This window comes from Nocardioides yefusunii (assembly GCF_004014875.1).
Taxonomy (GTDB): Bacteria; Actinomycetota; Actinomycetes; order Propionibacteriales; family Nocardioidaceae; genus Nocardioides; species Nocardioides yefusunii.
On record NZ_CP034929.1, the window covers coordinates 1,050,317 to 1,070,643 of the forward strand.

At 70.4% G+C, this 20,327-nt stretch carries 18 protein-coding genes; 7 read left to right on the top strand and 11 right to left on the bottom strand.

Translation table 11 applies throughout. The features are described from left to right. The 3 genes from EOV43_RS04675 to EOV43_RS15340 are packed head-to-tail and all read right to left on the bottom strand — an operon-like array spanning window position 1 to window position 3,468. Window positions 1–777 (bottom strand): hypothetical protein, encoded by a 777-nt coding sequence (locus EOV43_RS04675; RefSeq protein ID WP_128219900.1) that lies wholly within the window; start codon window positions 775–777, stop codon window positions 1–3. An 8-nt stretch (window positions 778–785) separates the two neighbouring features. Beyond that, on the bottom strand, window positions 786–2,123 hold the full coding sequence (murD, locus tag EOV43_RS04680; RefSeq protein ID WP_164878722.1) for a UDP-N-acetylmuramoyl-L-alanine--D-glutamate ligase: 1,338 nt from the start codon (window positions 2,121–2,123) through the stop codon (window positions 786–788). Next, window positions 2,110–3,468 (bottom strand): MurL-like N-terminal domain-containing, encoded by a 1,359-nt coding sequence (locus EOV43_RS15340; RefSeq protein WP_164878723.1) that lies wholly within the window; start codon window positions 3,466–3,468, stop codon window positions 2,110–2,112. Before EOV43_RS15340 ends, murD begins: the two co-directional genes overlap by 14 nt. A 160-nt stretch (window positions 3,469–3,628) precedes the next feature. Between EOV43_RS15340 and EOV43_RS04685 the strand changes: the two genes are divergently transcribed. The 3 genes from EOV43_RS04685 to EOV43_RS04695 all read left to right on the top strand — a co-directional run bounded on the left by EOV43_RS04685 (window position 3,629) and on the right by EOV43_RS04695 (window position 6,469). Then, the gene (locus tag EOV43_RS04685) at window positions 3,629–4,663 is read left to right on the top strand and encodes a MaoC family dehydratase (RefSeq protein WP_128219902.1); all 1,035 of its coding nucleotides are present in this window, start codon (window positions 3,629–3,631) and stop codon (window positions 4,661–4,663) included. A gap of 107 nt (window positions 4,664–4,770) precedes the next feature. Then, window positions 4,771–5,064: a chorismate mutase gene (locus EOV43_RS04690; RefSeq protein ID WP_128219903.1), complete on the top strand. Its 294-nt coding sequence runs from the start codon at window positions 4,771–4,773 to the stop codon at window positions 5,062–5,064. A gap of 271 nt (window positions 5,065–5,335) precedes the next feature. Then, window positions 5,336–6,469: a sensor histidine kinase gene (locus EOV43_RS04695; RefSeq protein ID WP_128219904.1), complete on the top strand. Its 1,134-nt coding sequence runs from the start codon at window positions 5,336–5,338 to the stop codon at window positions 6,467–6,469. Between the two features lie 30 nt (window positions 6,470–6,499). Here the strand turns inward: EOV43_RS04695 and EOV43_RS04700 are convergent, their stop codons facing one another. Then, entirely contained in the window at window positions 6,500–7,534 is a 1,035-nt protein-coding gene (locus EOV43_RS04700; protein WP_128219905.1) for a patatin-like phospholipase family protein, read from the bottom strand. A 110-nt stretch (window positions 7,535–7,644) separates the two neighbouring features. On the opposite strand from EOV43_RS04700, the gene EOV43_RS04705 reads away from it, so the two are divergent. Beyond that, complete coding sequence (locus EOV43_RS04705; protein WP_128219906.1) at window positions 7,645–9,324, top strand: long-chain-fatty-acid--CoA ligase; 1,680 nt, start codon at window positions 7,645–7,647, stop codon at window positions 9,322–9,324. A gap of 28 nt (window positions 9,325–9,352) precedes the next feature. Here EOV43_RS04705 and EOV43_RS04710 read toward each other — a convergent pair whose 3' ends face one another. Further along, entirely contained in the window at window positions 9,353–10,708 is a 1,356-nt protein-coding gene (locus tag EOV43_RS04710) for an MXAN_6640 family putative metalloprotease (RefSeq protein WP_128219907.1), read from the bottom strand. 36 nt (window positions 10,709–10,744) lie between these two features. Between EOV43_RS04710 and EOV43_RS04715 the strand changes: the two genes are divergently transcribed. Beyond that, window positions 10,745–12,046: a DUF445 domain-containing protein gene (locus tag EOV43_RS04715; RefSeq protein ID WP_206611394.1), complete on the top strand. Its 1,302-nt coding sequence runs from the start codon at window positions 10,745–10,747 to the stop codon at window positions 12,044–12,046. Window positions 12,047–12,115: 69 nt separating this feature from the next. Continuing rightward, window positions 12,116–12,361, top strand: a complete 246-nt coding sequence (locus EOV43_RS04720; protein WP_128219908.1) for an RNA-binding S4 domain-containing protein — start codon at window positions 12,116–12,118, stop codon at window positions 12,359–12,361. Between the two features lie 82 nt (window positions 12,362–12,443). On the opposite strand, the gene EOV43_RS04725 is transcribed toward EOV43_RS04720, so the two are convergent. Continuing rightward, window positions 12,444–12,812: an FKBP-type peptidyl-prolyl cis-trans isomerase gene (locus EOV43_RS04725; protein WP_128219909.1), complete on the bottom strand. Its 369-nt coding sequence runs from the start codon at window positions 12,810–12,812 to the stop codon at window positions 12,444–12,446. Between the two features lie 180 nt (window positions 12,813–12,992). Here EOV43_RS04725 and EOV43_RS04730 point away from each other — a divergent pair, with 180 nt between their 5' ends. Next, complete coding sequence (locus EOV43_RS04730; RefSeq protein WP_128219910.1) at window positions 12,993–14,354, top strand: TrpB-like pyridoxal phosphate-dependent enzyme; 1,362 nt, start codon at window positions 12,993–12,995, stop codon at window positions 14,352–14,354. Window positions 14,355–14,431: 77 nt separating this feature from the next. On the opposite strand, the gene EOV43_RS04735 is transcribed toward EOV43_RS04730, so the two are convergent. The 5 genes from EOV43_RS04735 to EOV43_RS04755 form a co-directional block, all read right to left on the bottom strand. Beyond that, window positions 14,432–14,851 (bottom strand): CBS domain-containing protein, encoded by a 420-nt coding sequence (locus EOV43_RS04735; RefSeq protein WP_128219911.1) that lies wholly within the window; start codon window positions 14,849–14,851, stop codon window positions 14,432–14,434. 162 nt (window positions 14,852–15,013) lie between these two features. Then, window positions 15,014–15,889 (bottom strand): inositol monophosphatase family protein, encoded by an 876-nt coding sequence (locus EOV43_RS04740; protein WP_128219912.1) that lies wholly within the window; start codon window positions 15,887–15,889, stop codon window positions 15,014–15,016. A gap of 56 nt (window positions 15,890–15,945) precedes the next feature. Beyond that, window positions 15,946–16,950 carry a ribosome small subunit-dependent GTPase A gene (gene rsgA / locus EOV43_RS04745; protein WP_128219913.1) on the bottom strand — a complete coding sequence of 335 codons (1,005 nt, stop codon included), beginning with the start codon at window positions 16,948–16,950 and terminating at the stop codon, window positions 15,946–15,948. Next, window positions 16,947–18,263 carry a 3-phosphoshikimate 1-carboxyvinyltransferase gene (gene aroA, locus EOV43_RS04750; RefSeq protein ID WP_128219914.1) on the bottom strand — a complete coding sequence of 439 codons (1,317 nt, stop codon included), beginning with the start codon at window positions 18,261–18,263 and terminating at the stop codon, window positions 16,947–16,949. The genes rsgA and aroA overlap by 4 nt, the downstream gene beginning before the upstream one ends. Window positions 18,264–18,323: 60 nt before the next feature. Then, the gene (locus tag EOV43_RS04755) at window positions 18,324–20,144 is read right to left on the bottom strand and encodes a sigma-70 family RNA polymerase sigma factor (RefSeq protein WP_164878724.1); all 1,821 of its coding nucleotides are present in this window, start codon (window positions 20,142–20,144) and stop codon (window positions 18,324–18,326) included. Window positions 20,145–20,327: the final 183 nt, after the last annotated feature.

Below are 20,327 nucleotides of genomic sequence, written 5' to 3' on the forward strand. Positions count from 1 at the left end.
TCAGGGGAGTTCGAGCGAGGTCCGGACGACGTCGTCCAGTGCTGCCTCAGGGTCGGTGCAGGTCACGCGCCCCCAGCCGTCGGCGCTCGCCCATGCAGTGCGCATGGCGTCGTCGTGGCGGAGGTGAGTGGGACGTGAGCGCAGTTGCTGTGTCACCCGGATGCCGAGCCACGTCGGGACCACGCCGGGTCCCGGCGCCGCATGACGCCATGCCCCGTCGTGGTGGGTGAACAGGGTTCCTGCAGTGCTGGAGGCGACGGTGCCGTCAGGGCGGGCCCACAGCCCGACGGCACGGACGCCCGCCGTCGGCTCGAGCGTCGTGAGGTGGCGGGTGGCCAGGACCTGCTCGTGGGTGGAGATCATCGGCAGGCTGGTCAGCGGTGAACCGACCGGCGTGGGCCAGGGGAGGAGGTGGAACCGTGCCCCGTCCCGGCCGGGGGCACCGGGATCGCTCGGCATCGGGCCGGGGGAGAGACGCGTGAGTTGCGGCCCGAGCGGGCCCCGGAAGACCGGCTCCCAGCCACCCTCGAGCAGCACCGGACCGGTGGCCGCCAGCGCGGCGTCGAACGGGGCGTCGTCGACGGCGGCGCCCAGCAACGCGGCGATCTCACCGACCTGGGACCGGACGAACCCGACCGCCTCGGCACGGAGGTGCGGGGCGCACGCAGGGACCGCGACCCGGAAGCCGCAGCCCAGGAACTCACCCACACGCACGCTCCACAGGCGCGGGTCGAGGGCGACCCGTCGGCCGTCCTCGAACCACTGCGTCTGAGTCACCGCGCGTGTCAGTCGACGACGAGGGCCGCGGCGCGGAACGCCTTGGAGCGAGCCTCGTAGTTCGCGAACTCGTCGTAGCTGGGAGCGCCGGGGGAGAGCAGCACCACCTCGGCGGTGTTCTCGTCAGAGCGGGCCCACGTCACGGCAGCGTCGAAGGAGTCGAACCGTCGTCCCAGACCCGGGTGCTCGGCCTCGATCCGGGCACCGGAGGGCCCGATCAGCAGCAGCGTCACGTCGTTGTTGTCGCGCACGTGGTCGAGCAGCGGGGTGAAGTCGAGGCCACGGTCGTCGCCACCCACCACGACGCTGACCCGACGGCCCGCGACACCGGCCAGAGAGGCGATCACGGCCTCCGGAGCGGTGGCCAGGGAGTCGTCGATCCAGGTGCGGTGGTCGGCGGAGTCGATCCGCTCCATCCGGTACGGCAGCGGCGTGAACGTCGCCAGCGCCTCCACCGCGGTCTCGCGCGTCACCCCGAAGAGAGCGGTGATCCGCAGTGCGATCGCGATGTTGCCGGCGTGGTGGCGGCCCACCAGTGGCAGGTCGAGGGCGTCGAGCCACGAGCCGTCGGCCCAGACCAGCGCACCTTCCTCGTCGACGCCCACCCAGTTCGGGTCGGTGCCGTCCTCGTCGGTGTCGTAGCCGGTCACGAGCAGACGTGCGTTGGGGGAGATCTGCGCCGCGACCCGGGTCAGCACGCGGGCGTCGTCACCGGGGACGACGACGTACTCGGGGTCGTGCGCGACGGCGTTGAGCTTGTCGGAGTAGTACTCCTCCAGACCTCCGTGCCAGGTGAGGTGCTCAGGGAACAGCGAGGTGACCGCGACGATGCGCGGGCTCACCGTCAGGGACTGCGCCTGGTAGCTGGAGAGCTCCATGACGACGACCTCGGCCGGTGGGTCGGTCTCGGTGAGCACCGAGGTGCCGATGTTGCCGCGCAACGAGGAGCGGAACCCGGCGTGGGTGAGCACGTGGTGCACCAGCGTCGCAGTGGTCGACTTGCCCTTCGTGCCGGTGACGGCGACGACGCGGGCGGCGTTCTCGCTGATCCACAGATCGGTGAGGGAAGTGATCGCGACCCCGGACTCGACCAGCGCGGTGTACAGCTCGTGCACCTTCGGGACGCCGGGTGACTTGATCACGACGTCGGCGCCGAGCAGACGCTCACGGCCCGCAGCACCGTAGGCAGCCTCGGGGTTCGCGCTGCCGTCGGTCGGGGCCTCACGGTCGGGCTCGGCACCGGAGACGTCCACGCCGAGGGCGCGGCAGTGCTCCAGGACGGAGGCGCCCTCGCGTCCCAGGCCCCAGACGACGACGCGCTGGCCGGACAGGTCAGAGAACTTCACGAGCAGCCTTCTCGTACGACGTGGGGAGCAGGTGGTCGTCGGAGAACCCGAACGCGGCGTCGACCGAGACGGCGTCGAGGAACGCGTCGGCGACCTCGGGCAGTTCGAAGAACTCATGGCCCTTCCAGTCCGCGTGGTCACGCAGCAGGGTCAGTGCGGCGCGGCACTCGTCGGGCTCGCCGACGCACTCGAACGGCTTCAGACGACCGCCGACGTTGAGGAGCTCCAGGAAGCCCTCGCGCTGCGCGGGGTCGGCGAGCAGGTCGCGTCCGGCGAAGATCGCCTGCAGTTCGGTGCGGCCCATGAACGGGGCCAGGCAGAGGAAGACGAAGTGGCACTTGGGGCACTCGCCGCACCAACGGCGACGCTTGGAGGCGTCGAGGTGGAAGGAACGGTTGCAGCTGGTGAAGACCGGGTGGTAGTCCTCCAGCCGGGCGAAGTGGCGCATGATCGCCAGCTCGGTGAGGGGACGCAGGAACGAGAAGTACCGCACCGGGTGGCCCTCGATCGCGGTGGTGAGCAGACGCTCGAAGCCGATGCCCTTGCTCCACTGGTGGTTGACGTCGATGCCCTCCCACGCGACGTTGCCGAACGACGACGACGCCTCGTTGGAGAAGACCACCGCGTCCTGGCCGTTGCGGAGCGCGGTGAGCACGCCGACGAGCGAGTTCACCGCGGTGACGGGGACGTGGCCGTTGAGCGCACCGGCGGCGTTGAGTTCGAAGAGCAGCGGGTCCAGCGTGCGGCGTGCCACCAGCAGCGGCAGACCGGCCTCGACAGCAGTGGCCTCGATCGGCTCGTAGGAGTTGACCGAGAACAGAGTGGACTCGACGCCGAGGTCACGCAGCTGCTCGATCGTGACGATCGAGTCCTTGCCGCCACCGACCGCGACCAGCGGACGGGTCGGGGCCTGCGGAGTGCGGGAGTCGGTCGGCGCGACCGCGTTGGGCAGTTCGGGAGCCTCGATCGTGGGGCGCAGCGCGTGCGGCACCTGGTTGCGGTAGGCGTACTCGCCCAGACCGTTGAGGATCACCTCGGCCAGGAAGGTGCGCTCACGCGGGCTCAGGCCGGCCGGGACCGAGTACGTCGTCGGGGCCAGCGCCTTGTAGTAGGACAAGCTCGCGGCCAGCGACAGCAGACGCAGCACGTCGGTGGGGAGATCGGCGCCGGTCGATGCGTCGGTGCCGTCACCGGGCAAGGTGATCCGCTCGGTGAACTCGAGCGCCCCCTCGTGATCACGGGAGGTGATCCGGAAGGGCAGCAGCACCGTGCCGTCGGCGTGGGCCGAGGGCTCGAGTGCGGTGAAGACCAACCGGTCGGACGGCTCGGACAACCACTGACGCATGCCTGCCAGCCTACTGCTGGGCAGGGCGCCGCCCGGTCTCGCCGGACCGGGTGTGGCGCACCAGTCATCACCGTGACTCCGCACCGCGTCACGTGCCCGAGACGTGGGACGTCCACGAGTTCGGCCCGCAGGGTGGGGGTGCGCCTGCACAATGGCGCGCATGGCCAAGACGAACGCAGGCAACTTCTTCGAGGACTTCACCGTCGGACAGGTGATCGAGCACGCCACGCCGCGCACGATCACCGAGGGCGACCGAGCGCTGTACGGGGCGATCTACCCGACCCGCTTCGCGCTCCCGTCGTCGTCGGAGTTCGCCCACCAGGTGGGCCTGACCGACGCGCCCGTGGAGGAGCTCATCGCCTTCCACGTCGCCTTCGGCAAGACGGTCCCCGACATCTCCCTCAACGCCGTGGCCAACCTCGGGTACGCCGAGTGTCGGTTCAAGCGTCCCGTCGTCGCCGGTGACACCCTCACCACCACCTCGGAAGTGATCGGCCTCAAGCAGAACTCCAACGGCAAGTCGGGCGTCGTCTACGTCCGCTCCACCGCGGTCAACCAGCGCGAGGAGATCGCGATCGAGTGGGCCCGCTGGGTGATGGTGCACAAGCGCGACGTCGACGCCCCCGCCCCCGAGACCGTGATCCCCGACCTCGCCGGTTCCGTGGCTCCCGAGAGCCTGATCATCCCCGAGGGCCTCGACTTCTCCGAGTACGACTTCGCCTCCGCCGGTGAAGAGCACCGTTTCGACGACTACACCGTCGGGGAGAAGATCGACCACGTCGACGGCGTGACGCTCACCGACGCCGAGCACATGATGGCCACCCGTCTGTGGCAGAACACCGCCAAGGTGCACTTCAACACCGAGGCCCGCCCTGACGGCCGCCGCCTCGTCTACGGCGGCCACGTCATCTCCCTGGCCCGTGCGCTCTCCTTCAACGGGCTCGCCAACGCCCAGCTGATCGCGGCCATCAACGCCGGCTCGCACGTCGCCCCGGCCTTCGGTGGCGACACCGTCTACGCCTGGAGCGAGGTGCTGGAGAAGGCCGACACCGATGCCCCCGGCGTCGGCGCCCTGCGCCTGCGTCTGGTGGCCACGAGCGGTCGTGACGAGTCGATGACGCTGCGTGGCGAGGACGGGAAGTACGCCCCCGGCGTTCTCCTCGACCTCGACTACTGGGCCTTCGTCCCGCGCTGATCGACCTTGCGCCACGACCACCGGGTCCTCGTCGCGCACAGCCGTCGGCTGTTCGCGGGGCGGACCCGGTGCTGCGTCCGGGCCCGCGGCCTGTTTGCATTGGCCCCATGAGTGACGAGAAGGCCATTGCTGAACTGGCCCGCCTGCGCGCCAGCATCGACAACCTGGACGCCACCTTGGTCCACCTGCTCGCCGAGCGCTTCAAGTGCACGCAGCGGGTGGGAGAGCTGAAGGCCAGCGCCGACATGCCGCCGGCCGACCCGAAGCGTGAGGAGTACCAGATCGCGCGCCTGCGTGCGAAGGCCGAGGAGTCCGGCCTCGACCCGCAGTTCGCCGAGAAGATCCTGGGCGTCATCATCTCCGAGGTCATCCGCAACCACGTGTCCCTGCGCGACCAGTGACGCCACCCGCGACACGTCCCTGACCCTGAACGCCCCGCACAGTGGGCCGCATCCCACGCAGGGTGCGGCCCACTGTCGTGTCAGTACCCCGACTGACGGGGGGTAGCGCGGCGGTCATGCCTGAGGGATGAGTCCGTGGCGGCGCCACCATCACGCCTCGATCACGCCCGTGTCACGCGCGGGTGCGGGCCGCCTGAGCCGTGGTGACCGGAGTTGGGGAAACGGTTTTCTGCCCCTCTCCGGGGCCGTTCCTGCGTGATATTTCTGGGCCATGGACCAGACCGCCGACGACGCGTGCAGCCAGCCTGAGCACTGCACGAATGCTCACGGTGGAATCCTCTTCGACGCACTGATGCGCGACACCGCGTTGGCGATCGCGGTGACCGACGCGTTCGGGATCATGACCATGATGAGCCCCACTCTGGAGGACCTGGCCCAGGTCAGGTTCGCTCCGGGGGACGCGGCGCGCTGCCGCTTCCGTGTCCGCTCCGCCGACGGTTCCCGACTCCTGGACCGTCACGAGGACCCCTTCACCCGGGCCCGGGCCGGGGAAGCCTTTCGTGACGAGCTGGTCAGTCTGCTCCGTGAGGACGGGACGCTGCGGTTCCTGCGCTGCAGCGGCGGCCCACTGCGGGACCGGCGTGGCGCCCCTCTGGGCGGGATCGTCCTGTTCAACGACGTCACTGGGGAGTACGAGGCCACCCGCGACCAGGAGATGTTGCGGGACCGCCTCGTGGAGACCTTCAACCACGAACTGCGCACCCCGCTCACCTCACTGCTGGGTCATGCCGAGGTGCTCGAAGACCTCTCCTCCGAACTCGTCGCCGTGCTGCCGGTGCAGGCGGTCCGGTCCCTCACCGCCGTACGCACCGCCGTACGCACCGCCGGTGAGCGTCTGCGGCACATCGCCGACACGGTCACCGACCTGGTCGACCTGCAGAGCGCCGGTCGCGTCAAACGGCAGCCGATCGAGGTCGCCGATCTCGCCGACCAGGTGGTCCAGCGGCACCGTGCCCGCTCACGCGCCGACGTCCAGGTCGTCCTCGCCGCTCCCCGTGCGGTGGTGGAGGTCGACGTCGTCCAGACCCGTCGGGCCCTCAGCGCCCTGGTGGACAACGCCGTGCGGCACACCGACAGCGGGACTGCGGTCGAGGTGCAGGTCAGGGTGGCGGAGGACCAGTTGGTGATGGAGGTCGCCGATCGCGGCCCCGGGATCCCGGTGCGTGAGCGCGCCCGTCTGCTGCAGCCCTTCGAACGTGGCGACACCGACCTGACCTCGCCCGCGGGCCGGGGGCTCGGTCTGGCCGTGGCTCGGTCGGTGGCCCTCGCCCACGGAGGAAGCCTCAAACTTGAGGACAACAGCGTGCGCGGGCTGAGGGCGGTGCTCAGGATCGGTCTGCCCTGAGCCGACCGATGTGGGCCACGTTGCCCGGTGTCAGAAGCCGGCAGCGCGTTCGCGTTCGGCGAGTGCTCGTTCGGTGTACTCGCGTCCGACCTGGATCATCTCCGCTGCCCGGTGGAAGTCGAGCGTGCGGCAGATGTTCTTGGGCAGCGTCACCATCAGGTCCGGCGGATAGCTGGCGAGCCGGTAGCGCAGCACCACCGACTCCAGGGCGTCGTAGGAGAGTTCGACGACGTCGATCATGTTGAGTGCCGAGGGGAGTTCCTCGAACGCCTCGCTGACACCCACCTCCGGGGCGCTGGAGGCGAGGGTGGGGGAGGCCGACTCGTCCTGGTCGTGGTCGTCATGGCGGCGATGGGTGAGCCACTGCGAGATCCGCCGACCGGCCTCGTTGTCGAGCACCTGGGTGGCGGTGCGGGCCAGCTTCTCCTGCCAGTCGCCGCTCTGTCCCGGCTCTGAGGACGCTCTCGTCCACGACTCCAGACTCTCGCGTCCCGACGGGGGACCCGACAGGTTGACCGCGACGGTGAGGTCGCTGGGCTGGCCGGACAGCGGCGCGATCGGGACCGGGTTCGTCATCCCGCCGTCGGCGAGGAGGCGGCCGTTGAGCACGACGGGGGCGAAGAAGCTGGGCAGCGCGATCGAGGCGCGGATCGCCATGTCGAGGGGGCCTTCCTGGAACCACACCTCCTTGCGGTGGAGCAGGTCGGTGGCCACGGCCGTGAACGGCACCGGCAGGTCCTCGATCCGGACGCCGTCGAGGAGTTCGATCACCTTGGCCATGATCCGTTCGCCCTTGATCGCGCCGGGGGAGCGCAGGCTGGGGTCGATCAGCCGGATGATGTCGCGCGGGGTCAGGGACGAGACCCAGTCGGCGTAGGCGTCGAGATGACCCGCTGCGTGCAGGCCCCCGATCAGCGCACCCATCGACGTGCCAGCGACACCGACGACGTCGAAGCCGTTCTCCTCGAGGACCTGGATCACGCCGATGTGGGCGTATCCCCGGGCTCCGCCGCCGCCGAGGGCGAGTGTGACCGAGGTCCGGGCCGGGGCGGGTGTGCTGTCCATCCGGTGATGGTAGCCACGCCGGCGAGGGTGTGCCCGAGTGTCCGCGCCACGGGGCCTGCCGGGACGGGTAGGTTGGTCGGGATCGATCCCCCCTGTTCGAGAAGGTCGCCATGAACGCTCCGTCCCCGCTGTGGGCCCAGTCCTACGCCCCCGGTGTCCCGCTCACCGTCGACTACGCCGGTCGGACCGTGGTCGACGTCTTCGAGGACGGCCTGGAGGAGTTCGCCGAGCGTCCGGCCTTCGACTTCCTGGGTCGCGTCACCGACTACCGCACCGTGGCCGACCAAGTGCTCCGGGTCGCCGGTGCGCTGCGTCGGATGGGTGTGAAGGCCGGCGACAACGTCGCCCTGGTGATGCCGAACTGCCCGCAGAACGTCGTCGCCTTCCTCGCGGTCGTGCGCCTGGGAGCGACCGTGGTGGAGCACAACCCGCTCTACACCGCCGCCGAGTTGCGCGGCCCGTTCGTCGACCACGGTGCAACCGTCGCGATCGTGTGGGACAAGGTCGTCGGTGTCGTGGAGTCGCTGCGTGGCAGCACCGCCCTGCGTGACGTCGTCGCCGTCGACATGACCGCCGAACTGCCGCTGCTCAAGCGGGTCGCGCTGCGCCTGCCGATCGCCAAGGCCCGCGAGAGCCGCGACGCGCTCACCGGTCCGGCCCCCGACGCCATCCCGTGGAGCACGCTGCTCAAGGGTGAGCCGCTCGGCGCCGCGCACCCCCGTCCCGCCGAGGACGACGTCGCGCTGCTGCTCTACACCTCCGGCACCACCGGCACCCCCAAGGGTGTGCCGCTGCGCCACCGCAACCTGATCGCCAACGTCATCCAGGGCCAGCACTGGGTCTCCGGCATGGTGCCCGGTCAGGAGAGCGTGATGGTGTGCCTGCCGCTCTTCCATGCCTACGGCGTCACCGTCTCGGTGCTGCTGGGCCTCTCGGTCAAGGCCAAGCTGGTGCTGCTGCCCAAGCCGGAGATCGGCCTGGTGATGGACGCGATCAAGCGTGACGTCCCCTCGTTCCTGCCGGCCGTGCCGCCGCTGTACCGCCGCATCGCTGACGCGTCGGTGGAGCGTGGCATCTCGATCAAGGGTGTCCGTTACGCCCTCTCCGGTGCGATGCCGCTCTCGGCCGAGCTGGTCGAGCAGTGGGAATCCCTCACCGGGGGCGTGCTCTGCGAGGGCTACGGCCTCACCGAGACCTCTCCGGTGATCGTCGGCAACCCGATGTCGAAGGGGCGTCGTCCCGGTTCGATCGGTGTGCCGTTCCCCGACACCGAGGTCCGGATCGTCGACCGCGAGGACCTCGACCACGATGTCGCCCTGGGCGAGCGCGGTGAGCTGCTGGTCAAGGGACCGCAGGTCTTCGACGGCTACAAGGACCTGCCCGAGGAGACCGCGAAGGCCTTCCACGACGGCTGGTTCCGCACCGGCGACGTGGTGACGATGGCCGAGGACGGCTTCATCACCGTCGTGGACCGGATCAAGGAGGTCGTCATCACCGGCGGCTTCAACGTCTACCCCTCCGAGGTCGAGGCCGTGCTGCGTGAGCACCCCGCGGTCGCCGACGCGGCCGTCGTCGGCCTGACCGGCCCGGACGGATCCGAGCAGGTCGTCGCCGCCGTCGTCCCGGAGTTCGGGGTGGAGATCACCGGCGCCGACCTCAAGACGTTCTGCCGTGAGGCGCTGACGCCCTACAAGGTGCCGCGTCGGTTCTTCGTCGTGGAGGAACTGCCGCTGAACGCGATGGGCAAGGTCCTGCGCCGTGAGGTCGTGGAGATGATTCGCGACCTCTGAGGCGCTGAGGCTCTCTGAGGTCTCGGCCTCAGCGGAGCTTCGCGCTGACGGTGACCTTGGTCCGGTCATGCACGGGCATACCGCCGCAGGTCCAGCCCGAGTCGTTGCCGCAGTCGCGGAAGGCGCGCGAGGTGTTGGTGGTGACCACCAGAACCCTCTTCACGCGCTTGCGTTTGGCCAGCACCGTCACGGTGGCGCGTCCGGAGGCGGAGAGGCGGGCCGGGACCCGGCGCAACGACCCGTCCTTGCGCTCCACCAGGACCATCGCTCCGGTGCGCTCGGGATCGGTGCTGGTGATCGTGATCCGGAGGCGTCGCTTCTTGGCCGAGGACGCCACCTTGTACGCCGTCACGCGTGAGGTCAGGTGCGGGAGCCGGGCCGTCTGCGCAGTGGACCGACGTCGCGGCCCGAGCTTCACGGTGGTGTCGGGGCGCTGCATGGTCCCGCCCACGTGAGCGGGGTAGGAACGTCCCGGGGTGAGGTTGGCGACCGCGAAACCCGTGTAGAAGTCACGCCACGTCATGTCCCGGGCCGCGAGGACGGCCGCGACGGCCTGCAACGGATTCTCGTCGCGGGAACCGGTCGAGGCGTCCAGACGGTTCCAGACCTGACGCACCGCGTCGCGTCCTGCGACCGCGGCGAGACGCTCGACGAAGACGTGGTTGCCGTACGCGCCGGAGGGGCTGTCGAGCGGCAGGCCACGACGTCCGACCTGGCCGTGCATCAGGTACTGGCGGTTGCGGGGGAGGTGCGGGAAGACCTGGGTCTCGGCCCAGGTGGCGCTGGCCTCCATGAACCAGGTGTCCTCGGCGTCGTCGATGTTGAGCTGGACGGCGTGGAAGAACTCGTGCGCGACGGTCGCCGCCAGGTCGGCGGCTGCATGGCGCCCCATCCCGGCCATGTCGTTCTCGATCACGAGGTACGACCGGGAACGGCGGGTCTGCCCCGGCACGTCGTCGCCCGACATCGCCCGACCGTACTGGCCCTGGGGAGCGAGATCGGCCAGGTAGACGTCGAAGCGCTCGTCTCCGTCGGAGGACGGGCTGGCCGCCGGGGCCCGGTATCCGTGGCCGTCGACGAGCGTGCGCCACGCGGTGTCGGCGTGACGCAGTGTCTTCTCGGCCCACGCTGCCGAGGCGGCGTCGGGGCCGCTGAGGGCACGGTGGACACAGATCTTCGCCGAGCAGGTGCTGGCGGTCGCGACACCGACACCGTAGTCGTGGGCCGTGCTGGCCCACGCAGGTTCAGCAGCGGCCGGCGTCGCCGCGAACGGCGGGGCCGGCAGGACAGCCAACGTCGAGAGGGCGAGAGCAGCCGCGACGCCGATGAGGGTGCGTCGGGGGGTTCTGGCGCCGCGAGGGGGGCGGTTCACGGCCCGGGTCATGGGGGAATCCTCGCACGCGCTGCCATGATGGGCGTGATGACTCCACAGACTGCTGTGTCCCCGACGGGTGCCGCCGCCGGGCCGACGCCGATCACCACCCCCGACCCCGACCAGGATGCGGCTCGCCGTCGTGGTCTGAGGATCATGCGCGGCGTCGCCACCACGCTGCTCCTCCTCGCCGCACTGGTCTACGTGCTCACCCACGGCCGCGACGGCGCCTGGGGCTACGTCAACGCCGCCTCCGAGGCCGCGATGGTCGGTGCGATCGCGGACTGGTTCGCGGTCACCGCACTGTTCCGTCACCCCCTGGGGCTGCCGATCCCGCACACCGCGTTGATCCCGCGCCGCAAGGACGACCTCGGGCGAGGCCTGCAGGACTTCGTCGGGGACAACTTCCTGGCCGAGCACGTGGTGCGCGACGCCGTGGCCGGTGCCGAGATCCCGGCTCGGGTCGGTGACTGGCTGGCCGACGAGGCGCATGCGAAGAAGGTGGTCGACGAAGGCTCCGAGGTGCTCGGTGCGGCGCTGGCCAAGGTGCGTGACGAGCACGTCAGCGACTTCATCGTCCAGGGGCTCGTGCCGCGCTTCCGTGAGGAGCCGATCTCGCCGTTGGTCGGCACCCTGCTCGCCGAGGTCGTCGCGGACGGTGCCCATCACGGACTGGTGGACCTCGCTGTCGTCGAGCTGCACCGGTGGCTCGTCGCCAACCCGGAGTCGTTCACCTCGATGCTGGAGTCGCGGGCACCATGGTGGTCCCCGCCGAAGGTCAACGAGGCCGTCATCGGCAAGTTGCACGAGTACGCACTGCGCTGGCTCGAGGACATTCGTGACGACGCCGACAGCGAGGCGCGTCAGGCGCTCGACTCGCTGCTGGCCCAGCTCGCCACCGACCTGCTCGCCGACGGTCCCACCCAGGACCGCACCGAGGCGTTGAAGAACCGGCTCCTGGACCACCCCCAGCTCACCCAGACCGCGGTCTCGCTCTGGACCGCCCTGCGTCGTGCACTGGTCGGTTCCCTGGCCGACCCCGAGGGCGCGGTCCGTGAGCGCGCCCTGGTCGAGGTCACGGCCTTCGGTGCCCGGCTGCGCACCGACGCGGTGCTGCGTGAGCGTCTGACCGTGCTGGCCCAGGATGCCGCGACGTTCCTGGTGGAGCGGTACGGACGTGAGGTCACCGGCGTGATCGGTCAGACCATCGAGCGCTGGGACGGCGCGGAGGCGTCGGAGAAGATCGAGCTGCACGTCGGTCGGGACCTGCAGTTCATCCGGATCAACGGCACCGTCGTGGGTGGTCTGGTGGGGCTCCTGATCCACGCCCTGAGCCAGTTCCTGGGCTGAGCGGGCCACGTCGGCCCGCCACGACGTGGTGAATCGCCGTGCGGCGCGGGCACGGGGGAGAATGAGCCCATGAGTGCACCCATGGACGTCAGCATCAAGGACGACACGATTCGTCTCGGTCAGTTCCTCAAGCTGGCCAACCTGGTCGAGCACGGCGGCGAGGCCAAGGCCGTGCTCGCGAACGAAGAGGTCACCGTCAACGGTGACGTCGACACGCGGCGCGGCCGTCAGCTCGTCGACGGCGACATCGTCGCCCGCGGCGGCTTCTCGGCCCGCGTCGTGCACGGAGAGGTGGAGGACAACCTCCCCTGGTGAGGTCCTCACCCCGAACAGCAGAAGGCCCCCACGACGCTGCTGCGTCGTGGGGGCCTTCTCGTCGTTCAGTGACGTGCGGAGGTCAGCGGACCTCGAGCAGGTCGACGACGAAGATCAGGGTCTCGCCGGGCTTGATGACGCCACCGGCGCCACGGTTGCCGTAGCCCAGGTGCGGCGGGATGACGAGACGACGACGACCGCCGACCTTCATGCCCTGCACGCCGGTGTCCCAGCCGGAGATGACCTGGCCGATGCCGAGGCGGAACTGGAGCGGGGCGCCGCGGTTGAACGAGGCGTCGAACTCCTCACCGGTGGAGTGAGCAACTCCGACGTAGTGGACCGAGACGGTGCTGCCGGCCTTGGCCTCGTCGCCGTCGCCGACGACGAGGTCGGTGATCTCCAGGTCGGTGGGGGCGTCACCCATGTGCGGGTCGACTTCGGGCTTCTCCATGACGGACTCTCCTGTCAGAGGGTTCGGACGTTGTGGGGGCCGTCACTGTGGAGGCGACGACCGCGGGAACCAGCATCCCACGAGGGTCGCGCCACGCACGACCCCGTGGGGCTCGTACGCTTCCTCCACCGGCCCCCGGCTCTGCCACGGGTCAAGCCCCGCAACGACTTGGAGTGACACATGACCGAGCAGGTCACCTTCCACCTCGAACCCGACGAGCGTCCCACGCACTGGTACAACATCGTCGCCGACCTCCCGACCCCTCCGGCGCCGCCGCTGCACCCCGGCACGCACCAGCCCGTCGGCCCCGACGACCTCACCGCGCTGTTCCCGCCGGAGTTGATCGAGCAGGAGGTCACCGGTGAGCGGTACGTGGAGATCCCCGAGGCAGTGCAGGAGGTGTACGCCCAGTACCGTCCGGCTCCGCTGATCCGCGCCCGGAAGTGGGAGGAGAAGCTCGGCACCAAGGCCCGCATCTACGTCAAGTACGAAGGTGGCTCGCCGGCCGGTTCGCACAAGGTCAACACCGCAGTCCCGCAGGCCTACTACAACAAGATCAACGGCATCAACCGCCTCACCACCGAGACCGGTGCCGGCCAGTGGGGCACCGCGCTGTCCTACGCCTGCTCGCTCTACGACATGACGTGCGAGGTGTGGCAGGTCGGTCACTCCTTCGACACCAAGCCGCAGCGCCGCACCCTGATCGAGGTCTTCGGCGGCAAGGTCTACCGCTCCCCGTCCCAGGACACCGAGTCGGGCCGTGCGTTCGAGGAGGGGCACCCGGGTTCGCTGGGCATCGCGATCTCCGAGGCAGTCGAGGTGGCCGCGGCCGCTCCGGACGCCAAGTACGCCCTGGGTTCGGTGCTCAACCACGTGCTGCTGCACCAGACGATCATCGGCCAGGAGGCCGTGAAGCAGCTGGAGAAGGCCGGCGAGACCGGTGCCGACATCGTCATCGGCTGCGCCGGCGGTGGCTCCAACCTGGCTGGTCTGATCTTCCCGTTCCTGCGGGAGAACCTCGTGGAGGGCAAGAAGGCCCGTCTGGTCGCCGTCGAGCCCGCCTCGTGTCCGACGATGACGCGTGGGACCTTCGCCTACGACTTCGGTGACACCGCCGGCCTCGTGCCGTTGATGAAGATGTACACCTTGGGCCACGACTTCGTGCCGTCCCCGATCCACGCCGGTGGCCTGCGCTACCACGGCATGGCTCCGCTGGTCTCCCACGTCGTCCACGAGGGGTACGTCGAGCCCGTCGCCCTGGCCCAGGACGAGTGCTTCGCTGCTGCCGTCGAGTTCGCCCGCACCCAGGGCATCGTCGCCGCCCCGGAGTCCTCGCACGCCCTGGCCCAGGCCAAGCGCGAGGTGCTCAAGGCCAACGAGGAGGGCACCGAGCCGGTCATCGTGATCGGTCTCTCCGGCTACGGCCTGCTCGAGCTGGGTGCCTTCGACTCCTACCTCAAGGGCAACCTGAGCGGCGACTCCCAGCTCTCCGACGAGGAGCTCGCGACGTCGCTGTCGACCGTCCCGGTGATCGAGGGCTGATCCGCTCCTGAACGAGCACGAAGGCCGTACCCCGCCCGGGTACGGCCTTCGTCGTCCGGCTGGGTCGGACGCCGGTCTCAGACGTCCGCGTCGAAGCGGTTGTCGAGCCAGTGCGCGACCACGTCGCCCATCGACACGATCCCGGCCAGTTTCCCGTCCTCCATGACGGGCAGGTGGCGCACCCGGTGCACCGTCATCAGTCGTGCTGCCTGCTCCAGCGGGGTGGAGAGCTCACAGGTGTGGACCGCCTCGGTCATCACTGCGGCGACCTGCAGCCCCAGTACCGCACGGCCGACCTGCAGACGACGGATCACGTCGCGTTCGGAGACGATGCCCAGCACCGTCTCGCCGTCGCGGCTGACCACCAGCGCACCGACGTCGTGGTGGACGAGCAGGTCCAGCAGGTCCTGCAGGGACACGTCCGGGCTGACGGTGGCGACCGTGCCACTCGTCTTGGTGCTCAGCACCTGACCCACGTCGATCGTGGATGACGTCATCGGTCCTCCTTCGACAGTCGTGTTTCCGTCACGGTAGGCGGGGGAGGCGTGAGGTGGAAGCACGCTCAGGTCACAGGAGGGCTGAGAAGCGATGACGCCGCCCCTGCCGGATGGCAGGAGCGGCGTCGGACGTCGATCAGGGAGTCACCCGGTCGCGGAGGATCAGTCGATCGGACGGGGCCGCAGCTCGGTCACCGAACCACCGGTGCGGGGGGCTTCGTCGGGGTCGTTGTCGTCGCGACGCGAGCCCAGGAAGGCGAGGGCCGCCTCGTGAAGGTGTCCGTTGGAGGCCACGGCGTTGCCGCCCCACGGGCCGTCCTCCCCGGCCAGGGAGGTGAACCGGCCGCCGGCCTCGCGCACGATGATGTCGAGCGCCGCCATGTCGTAGAGCTCGAGCTCGGGCTCGGCCGCGATGTCGACGGCGCCCTCGGCGACCAACATGTACGACCAGAAGTCGCCGTAGGCGCGGGTGCGCCACACGCGACGCGAGAGCTGGACGAAGTCCTCGAGCAGGCCGCGCTCCTCCCAGCCCGAGAGCGAGGAGTAGGAGAACGAGGCGTCCTCGAGACGACGCACGTCGGAGACCTCGCAGCGGGTCGCCTTGAGCAGGTTCTTGCCGGTCCACGCGCCGTTGCCCTTCGAGGCCCACCAGCGACGGTTGAGCTGCGGGGCGGAGACGACACTGACGACGACCTCGCCGTCGACGGCGAGAGCGATCAGGGTCGCCCAGACCGGGACGCCACGGACGAAGTTCTTGGTGCCGTCGATCGGGTCGACGATCCACTGACGCGACGAGGTGCCGGTGGTGCCCTCCTCCTCGCCGAGCACGGAGTCACGGGAGCGGACACGCGACAGGGTGCGGCGGATCCCGGCCTCGACGTCCTTGTCGGCGTCGGTGACGGGGGTCAGGTCCGGCTTGCTCATGACGTGCAGGTCGAGGGCCTTGAACCGCGCCATGGTGAGCGAGTCCGCGTCGTCGGCCAGCACGTGGGCCAGACGCAGGTCGTCGGTGTAGTCGGGGGTGGCGCTGGAGGTCATGGGGTACAGGCTATTCCCCGTACCCCGGTACTCCGGACAGGCGTGCCGGTGCGGGGTCAGTCCTCGTGCTTCGACTCACGTGCCGCAAGCAGCCGACGGAACGACTCCACGCGTGCCGGGTCGGTGGTTCCGGCCTCCAGAGCGGCGTCGAGACCGCACTCGGGTTCGGTGAAACCGTGGGTGCAACCGCGCGGGCAGTCCTCGGTCATCTCCTCCAGGTCGGGGAACGCCTCGATCAGCAGTTCGGGCTCGACGTGGGCCAGACCGAAGGACCGGATGCCGGGGGTGTCGATGATCCAGCCGGGTTCCTGGCCCTCGGTCTCGGGCAGCGCCAGCAGGTAGGCAGACGTGGAGGTGTGGCGCCCGCGTCCGGTGACGGCGTTGACGTGGCCGACGGTGCGGTGCGCGTCGGGAACGAGGGCGTTGACCAGGGTCGACTTGCCGACGCCGGAGTGGCCCACCATCACCGAGGTGTGCCCGGCCAACTGCTCACGGATCGCGGAGACGTCGTCGCCGCGCTTCGTGACCACCCACGGCACACCGAGGGAGCGGTAGGTGGAGAGCAGCTCTTCAGGGTCGCGCAGGTCGGCCTTGGTCAGGCACAGCAGCGGCTGCATGCCCGAGGCGTACGCGGCGACCAGGCAGCGGTCGATCATGCGGGGGCGCGGCTCGGGATCGGCCAGGGCGGTGACGATCACCAACTGGCTGGCGTTGGAGACGATGATCCGCTCCACCGGGTCGTCGTCGTCGGCGGTGCGGCGCAACGTCGTCGTGCGGGGCACGACCTCGACGATGCGGGCCAGGGTGCCGTCGTCGCCGGAGACGTCACCGACGACGCGGACCCGGTCGCCCACCACGACGCCCTTGCGGCCCAGCGGACGCGACTTCATCGCCATCACGATGCGTCCCTCGAGGAGCAGCGTGAACCGGCCACGGTCGACGGTGACGACGAGCGCCTCGACGGCCTCGTCGTAGCTGGGGCGGTCCTTGGTGCGGGGACGGGTGCGACGGCGCGGACGCTCGTAGCTCTCGTGGTCGGTCTCGTCGTAGCGGCGGCTCATCGTCGGGCCTCCACCAGCAGGCCAGACCAGAACGGTGCGAAGTCGGGGAAGGTCTTCGAGGTGGTGTTCACGTTCTCCACCTCCACGCCGTCGACGGCCGCTCCGATGATCACCGCGGCGTGCGCCATGCGGTGGTCGGCGTAGGTGTGGAAGACGCCGCCGTGCAGGGTCGCGGGACGGATCACGAGGCCGTCCTCGAGCTCGTCGACGTCGGAGCCGAGTGCGTTCAGTTCGGTGGCGAGGGCGGCGAGGCGGTCGGTCTCGTGGCCACGGATGTGGGCGATGCCGGTCAGACGCGACGGGGTCTCGGCCAGGGCGCACAGCGCGGCGATCGCGGGGGCGAGCTCGCCGTGGTCGTGCAGGTCGAGCTCGACGCCTTGGAGACGCTGGCCGTCGGCGGGGCCGGTGACCTCCAGGCCTGCCTCGACGAAGCGGGCGGTGCAGCCCATCGCGGTGAGCACCTCACGCAGGACGTCGCCGGCCTGGGTGGTGCGCTGCGGCCAACCCTCCACCACGACCCGTCCGCCGGAGACGGCGGCCAGGGCCAGGAAGGGGGCAGCGTTGGAGAGGTCGGGCTCGACCTCGTGGTCCATGGCCTTCACGGTGCCGGGGGAGACGGTCCAGCGGTCCTTGACGGAGTCGTCGACGACGACGCCGTGCTCGCGCAGCATCTCGACGGTCATCTCGATGTGCGGCAGCGAGGGGACCGGGGCACCGCGGTGCTCGACGTCGACGCCGTTCTCGTAGCGGGCGCCGGCGAGCAGCAGCGCGGAGACGAACTGCGAGGAGGCGGAGGCGTCGATGACGACGTGGCCACCCTGGACGGTGCCGTCACCGCACACGGTGAACGGCAGGGCGCCACGGCCGTCGTCCTCGACGGTGACACCGAGGGCACGCAGACCCTCGAGCATCGCTCCGACGGGACGGTTGCGCATGTGGGCGTCGCCGTCGAAGGCCGTGGATCCGGCGGCCAGGGCTGCCACCGGCGGGACGAAACGCATGACGGTGCCGGCCAGACCGCAGTCGATGCTGCGCTCGGCGGGGCCCGCGGCGTCGAGTCCGGGAGTGACGCGCCAGTCGGCGCCGGAGGTGTCGACCTCGCACCCCAGGGCGGTCAGCGCCCGGGCCATGAGCAGGGTGTCGCGCGAACGCAGAGCACGGCGCACGGTGCTGGGTCCGTCAGCGATCGCAGCCAGCAGCAGGGCGCGGTTGGTCAGCGACTTGCTGCCCGGCAGCGCGACCGTGACGTCGACAGGCGTGACGGCGCGCGGAGCGGGCCAAGGGTCCAGGAGGGTTTCCGTGCTCAGGCTCACCCCACCACCCTAGTTGGCGCTCGCGCGCAGGCGTGAGCCCGCGTGGCTCGGGAACAGGCGTCAGCGAGCCAGGGTCAGGTGGACGACGTCGTTGTCAGGGTTGGGGTCGTCGGCGCCGACGATCCTGATGCTCGCGGTGGCGCCGATCAGGGTGGTCACGCTGAAGACGACCCGAATGTCGGTACCGGTGCCCTGGAGACGACACACCGCGGTGGAGCCCGACGTGCTGCAGCCGGGGGTGTCGGCCGTGATGGTGGTCAGGAACCTGTCCAGGCTGAAGTGGACCTCAGCCTCGGCGCCCACTCGGAGACCGGTCACGGTCACGGTCACCTCGTGACCCAGGGAGCCGTCGGAGACCGAGGTCGCCGTGATCGCGAGGTCCGCAGCGGGCTCGGGCGTCGGCGTCGGGGTCGGGGTGGGAGTGACCGTGGGCGTGACCGTCGGCGTGGGCGTGGGCGTGACCGTCGGCGTCGGCGTCGGCGTCGGCGTCGGGGTGGGAGTGACTGTGGGCGTGGGCGTGACCGTCGGGGTCGGGATGGGGGTGGGCGTCGGCGTCGGCGTCGGGACCCGGGTCGGTGTCGGACGCGAAGGAGTGGGGGTGGCGCTCGGGCGCGGTGACGGCTGCGCCGAGGGCTCGGGGCGCTGGGGCGGGGTGGGGCGCGAGGTCGGCGTCGGTCGGGGCGTGGCCTGCGGTGCGACCGGCGCGGTGAAGTCCGGGCTCGGCACCACGGCGTCGGGCAGGATCGGCTCGGGGGCCGCCACCGGCGTCGGGGTCTCTGCCTTCTCCGTGGTCGTGGCGCTGGGCGCGGGAGCAGTGGCTCCGGGCGAGGGAGCAGCAGAGGACGGGGACGACGGGGACGCAGGGGATGACGACGTCGCAGGCGCCTGAGGAGCCGCGACCGAGGACTGGTCGGGTTCGGGGCCGCCGGACAAGCCGAGGAAGGGCATGAAGCCCGCGGCAGCAGCGGCCGCGATGCCTGCAGTCGCGACGCCCGCGACGCCCACCGCGACGGTGGCCGGCACGTTGGACGTGGCGGCGTCCCGGACTCGACCGAAGAGCATGGCGAGCACGCCACCGGAGGCAGCTGAGGCGGCGCCGGCAGTGGCGAGGTAGCCGGTGGCGAGACCGCCCAGGAGCAGGGGAGCGAGGATCGCGGCGAGGTTGGAGTTCACCTCGGCCAGCTCGGCGTAGATGCCGGCACAGCTGACGCAGTCCTTGAGGTGCTCGTCCATCCGTGCGGTGTCGCGCTTCGACGTGGCCTTGCGGACGTAGGCACCCATCGTCTGGTGTGCCCAGCGGCAGGTGTCGTCGTCGGCCTCGGCTGCGTGCTGGGTCAGGAACGCCTGACGCAGACCCTCGCGGGCGCGGTAGGCCAGCGCGGCGACGGAGTTGGCGCTCATGCCGAGCAGTGGCGCGACCTCGGCGGGCTTCTGGCCCTCGACCTCGGTGTGCCACAGCACCAGCTGCCACCGCTCGGGCAGCGACGCGAAGGCGGCTGCCGCGGCAGCGTTCTCGAAGCCCTCCACGGCGGTGTCACGGAACGGCACGCCCGGGTCGAACGCCTCGATCTCGTCGGTGGGTTGCACCTTCGAGGAGGCACGGATGCCGTCGACCTTGACGCTGCGCACCGCAGTCAGCAGGTAGGCACGGAACGACACGTCCGGTCCGCCGCCACGCTGCAAGGTGCCCAGCACCTTGGCGAAGGCGTCCGCGACGAGGTCGTCCGCGTCGGGGCCGGGGGAGAGTTGGCGGGCCAGCCGACGGGCCGCCTCCACGTGACGTTCGTACAGCAGGCCGTACCCGGCCAGGTCGCCACCGCGGACGGCGGCGATCAGTTCGGCGTCGCTGGGTTCGCCGACGACCTGCGAGGTACTGCTCACGGTTCTCCTGCGGACTGCTCGAGCGATGAGGCCGTGGAGCACGCCCCCGAATGGGGGTGTGGGCGTGCTGGTGGCGGCGCGAGGCTCTCGGGTGAGAGCCGCTGCTCTCCAGCCTATCGGCGCACCCCGCAACGGGGGGAGTCAGCGGGGCGGGAGAAGATTCTCCCCTCGAACCGCGTCATG

Bases quoted from the DNA above. Each gene is read 5' to 3' on its own strand.
- EOV43_RS15340 (WP_164878723.1), bottom strand. From the start codon at position 3,468: ATGCGTCAGTGGTTGTCCGAGCCGTCCGACCGGTTGGTCTTCACCGCA.
- EOV43_RS04685 (WP_128219902.1), top strand. From the start codon at position 3,629: ATGGCCAAGACGAACGCAGGCAACTTCTTCGAGGACTTCACCGTCGGA.
- EOV43_RS04690 (WP_128219903.1), top strand. From the start codon at position 4,771: ATGAGTGACGAGAAGGCCATTGCTGAACTGGCCCGCCTGCGCGCCAGC.
- EOV43_RS04695 (WP_128219904.1), top strand. From the start codon at position 5,336: ATGGACCAGACCGCCGACGACGCGTGCAGCCAGCCTGAGCACTGCACG.
- EOV43_RS04700 (WP_128219905.1), bottom strand. From the start codon at position 7,534: ATGGACAGCACACCCGCCCCGGCCCGGACCTCGGTCACACTCGCCCTC.
- EOV43_RS04705 (WP_128219906.1), top strand. From the start codon at position 7,645: ATGAACGCTCCGTCCCCGCTGTGGGCCCAGTCCTACGCCCCCGGTGTC.
- EOV43_RS04710 (WP_128219907.1), bottom strand. From the start codon at position 10,708: ATGACCCGGGCCGTGAACCGCCCCCCTCGCGGCGCCAGAACCCCCCGA.
- EOV43_RS04715 (WP_206611394.1), top strand. From the start codon at position 10,745: ATGACTCCACAGACTGCTGTGTCCCCGACGGGTGCCGCCGCCGGGCCG.
- EOV43_RS04720 (WP_128219908.1), top strand. From the start codon at position 12,116: ATGAGTGCACCCATGGACGTCAGCATCAAGGACGACACGATTCGTCTC.
- EOV43_RS04725 (WP_128219909.1), bottom strand. From the start codon at position 12,812: ATGGAGAAGCCCGAAGTCGACCCGCACATGGGTGACGCCCCCACCGAC.
- EOV43_RS04730 (WP_128219910.1), top strand. From the start codon at position 12,993: ATGACCGAGCAGGTCACCTTCCACCTCGAACCCGACGAGCGTCCCACG.
- EOV43_RS04735 (WP_128219911.1), bottom strand. From the start codon at position 14,851: ATGACGTCATCCACGATCGACGTGGGTCAGGTGCTGAGCACCAAGACG.
- EOV43_RS04740 (WP_128219912.1), bottom strand. From the start codon at position 15,889: ATGACCTCCAGCGCCACCCCCGACTACACCGACGACCTGCGTCTGGCC.
- rsgA (WP_128219913.1), bottom strand. From the start codon at position 16,950: ATGAGCCGCCGCTACGACGAGACCGACCACGAGAGCTACGAGCGTCCG.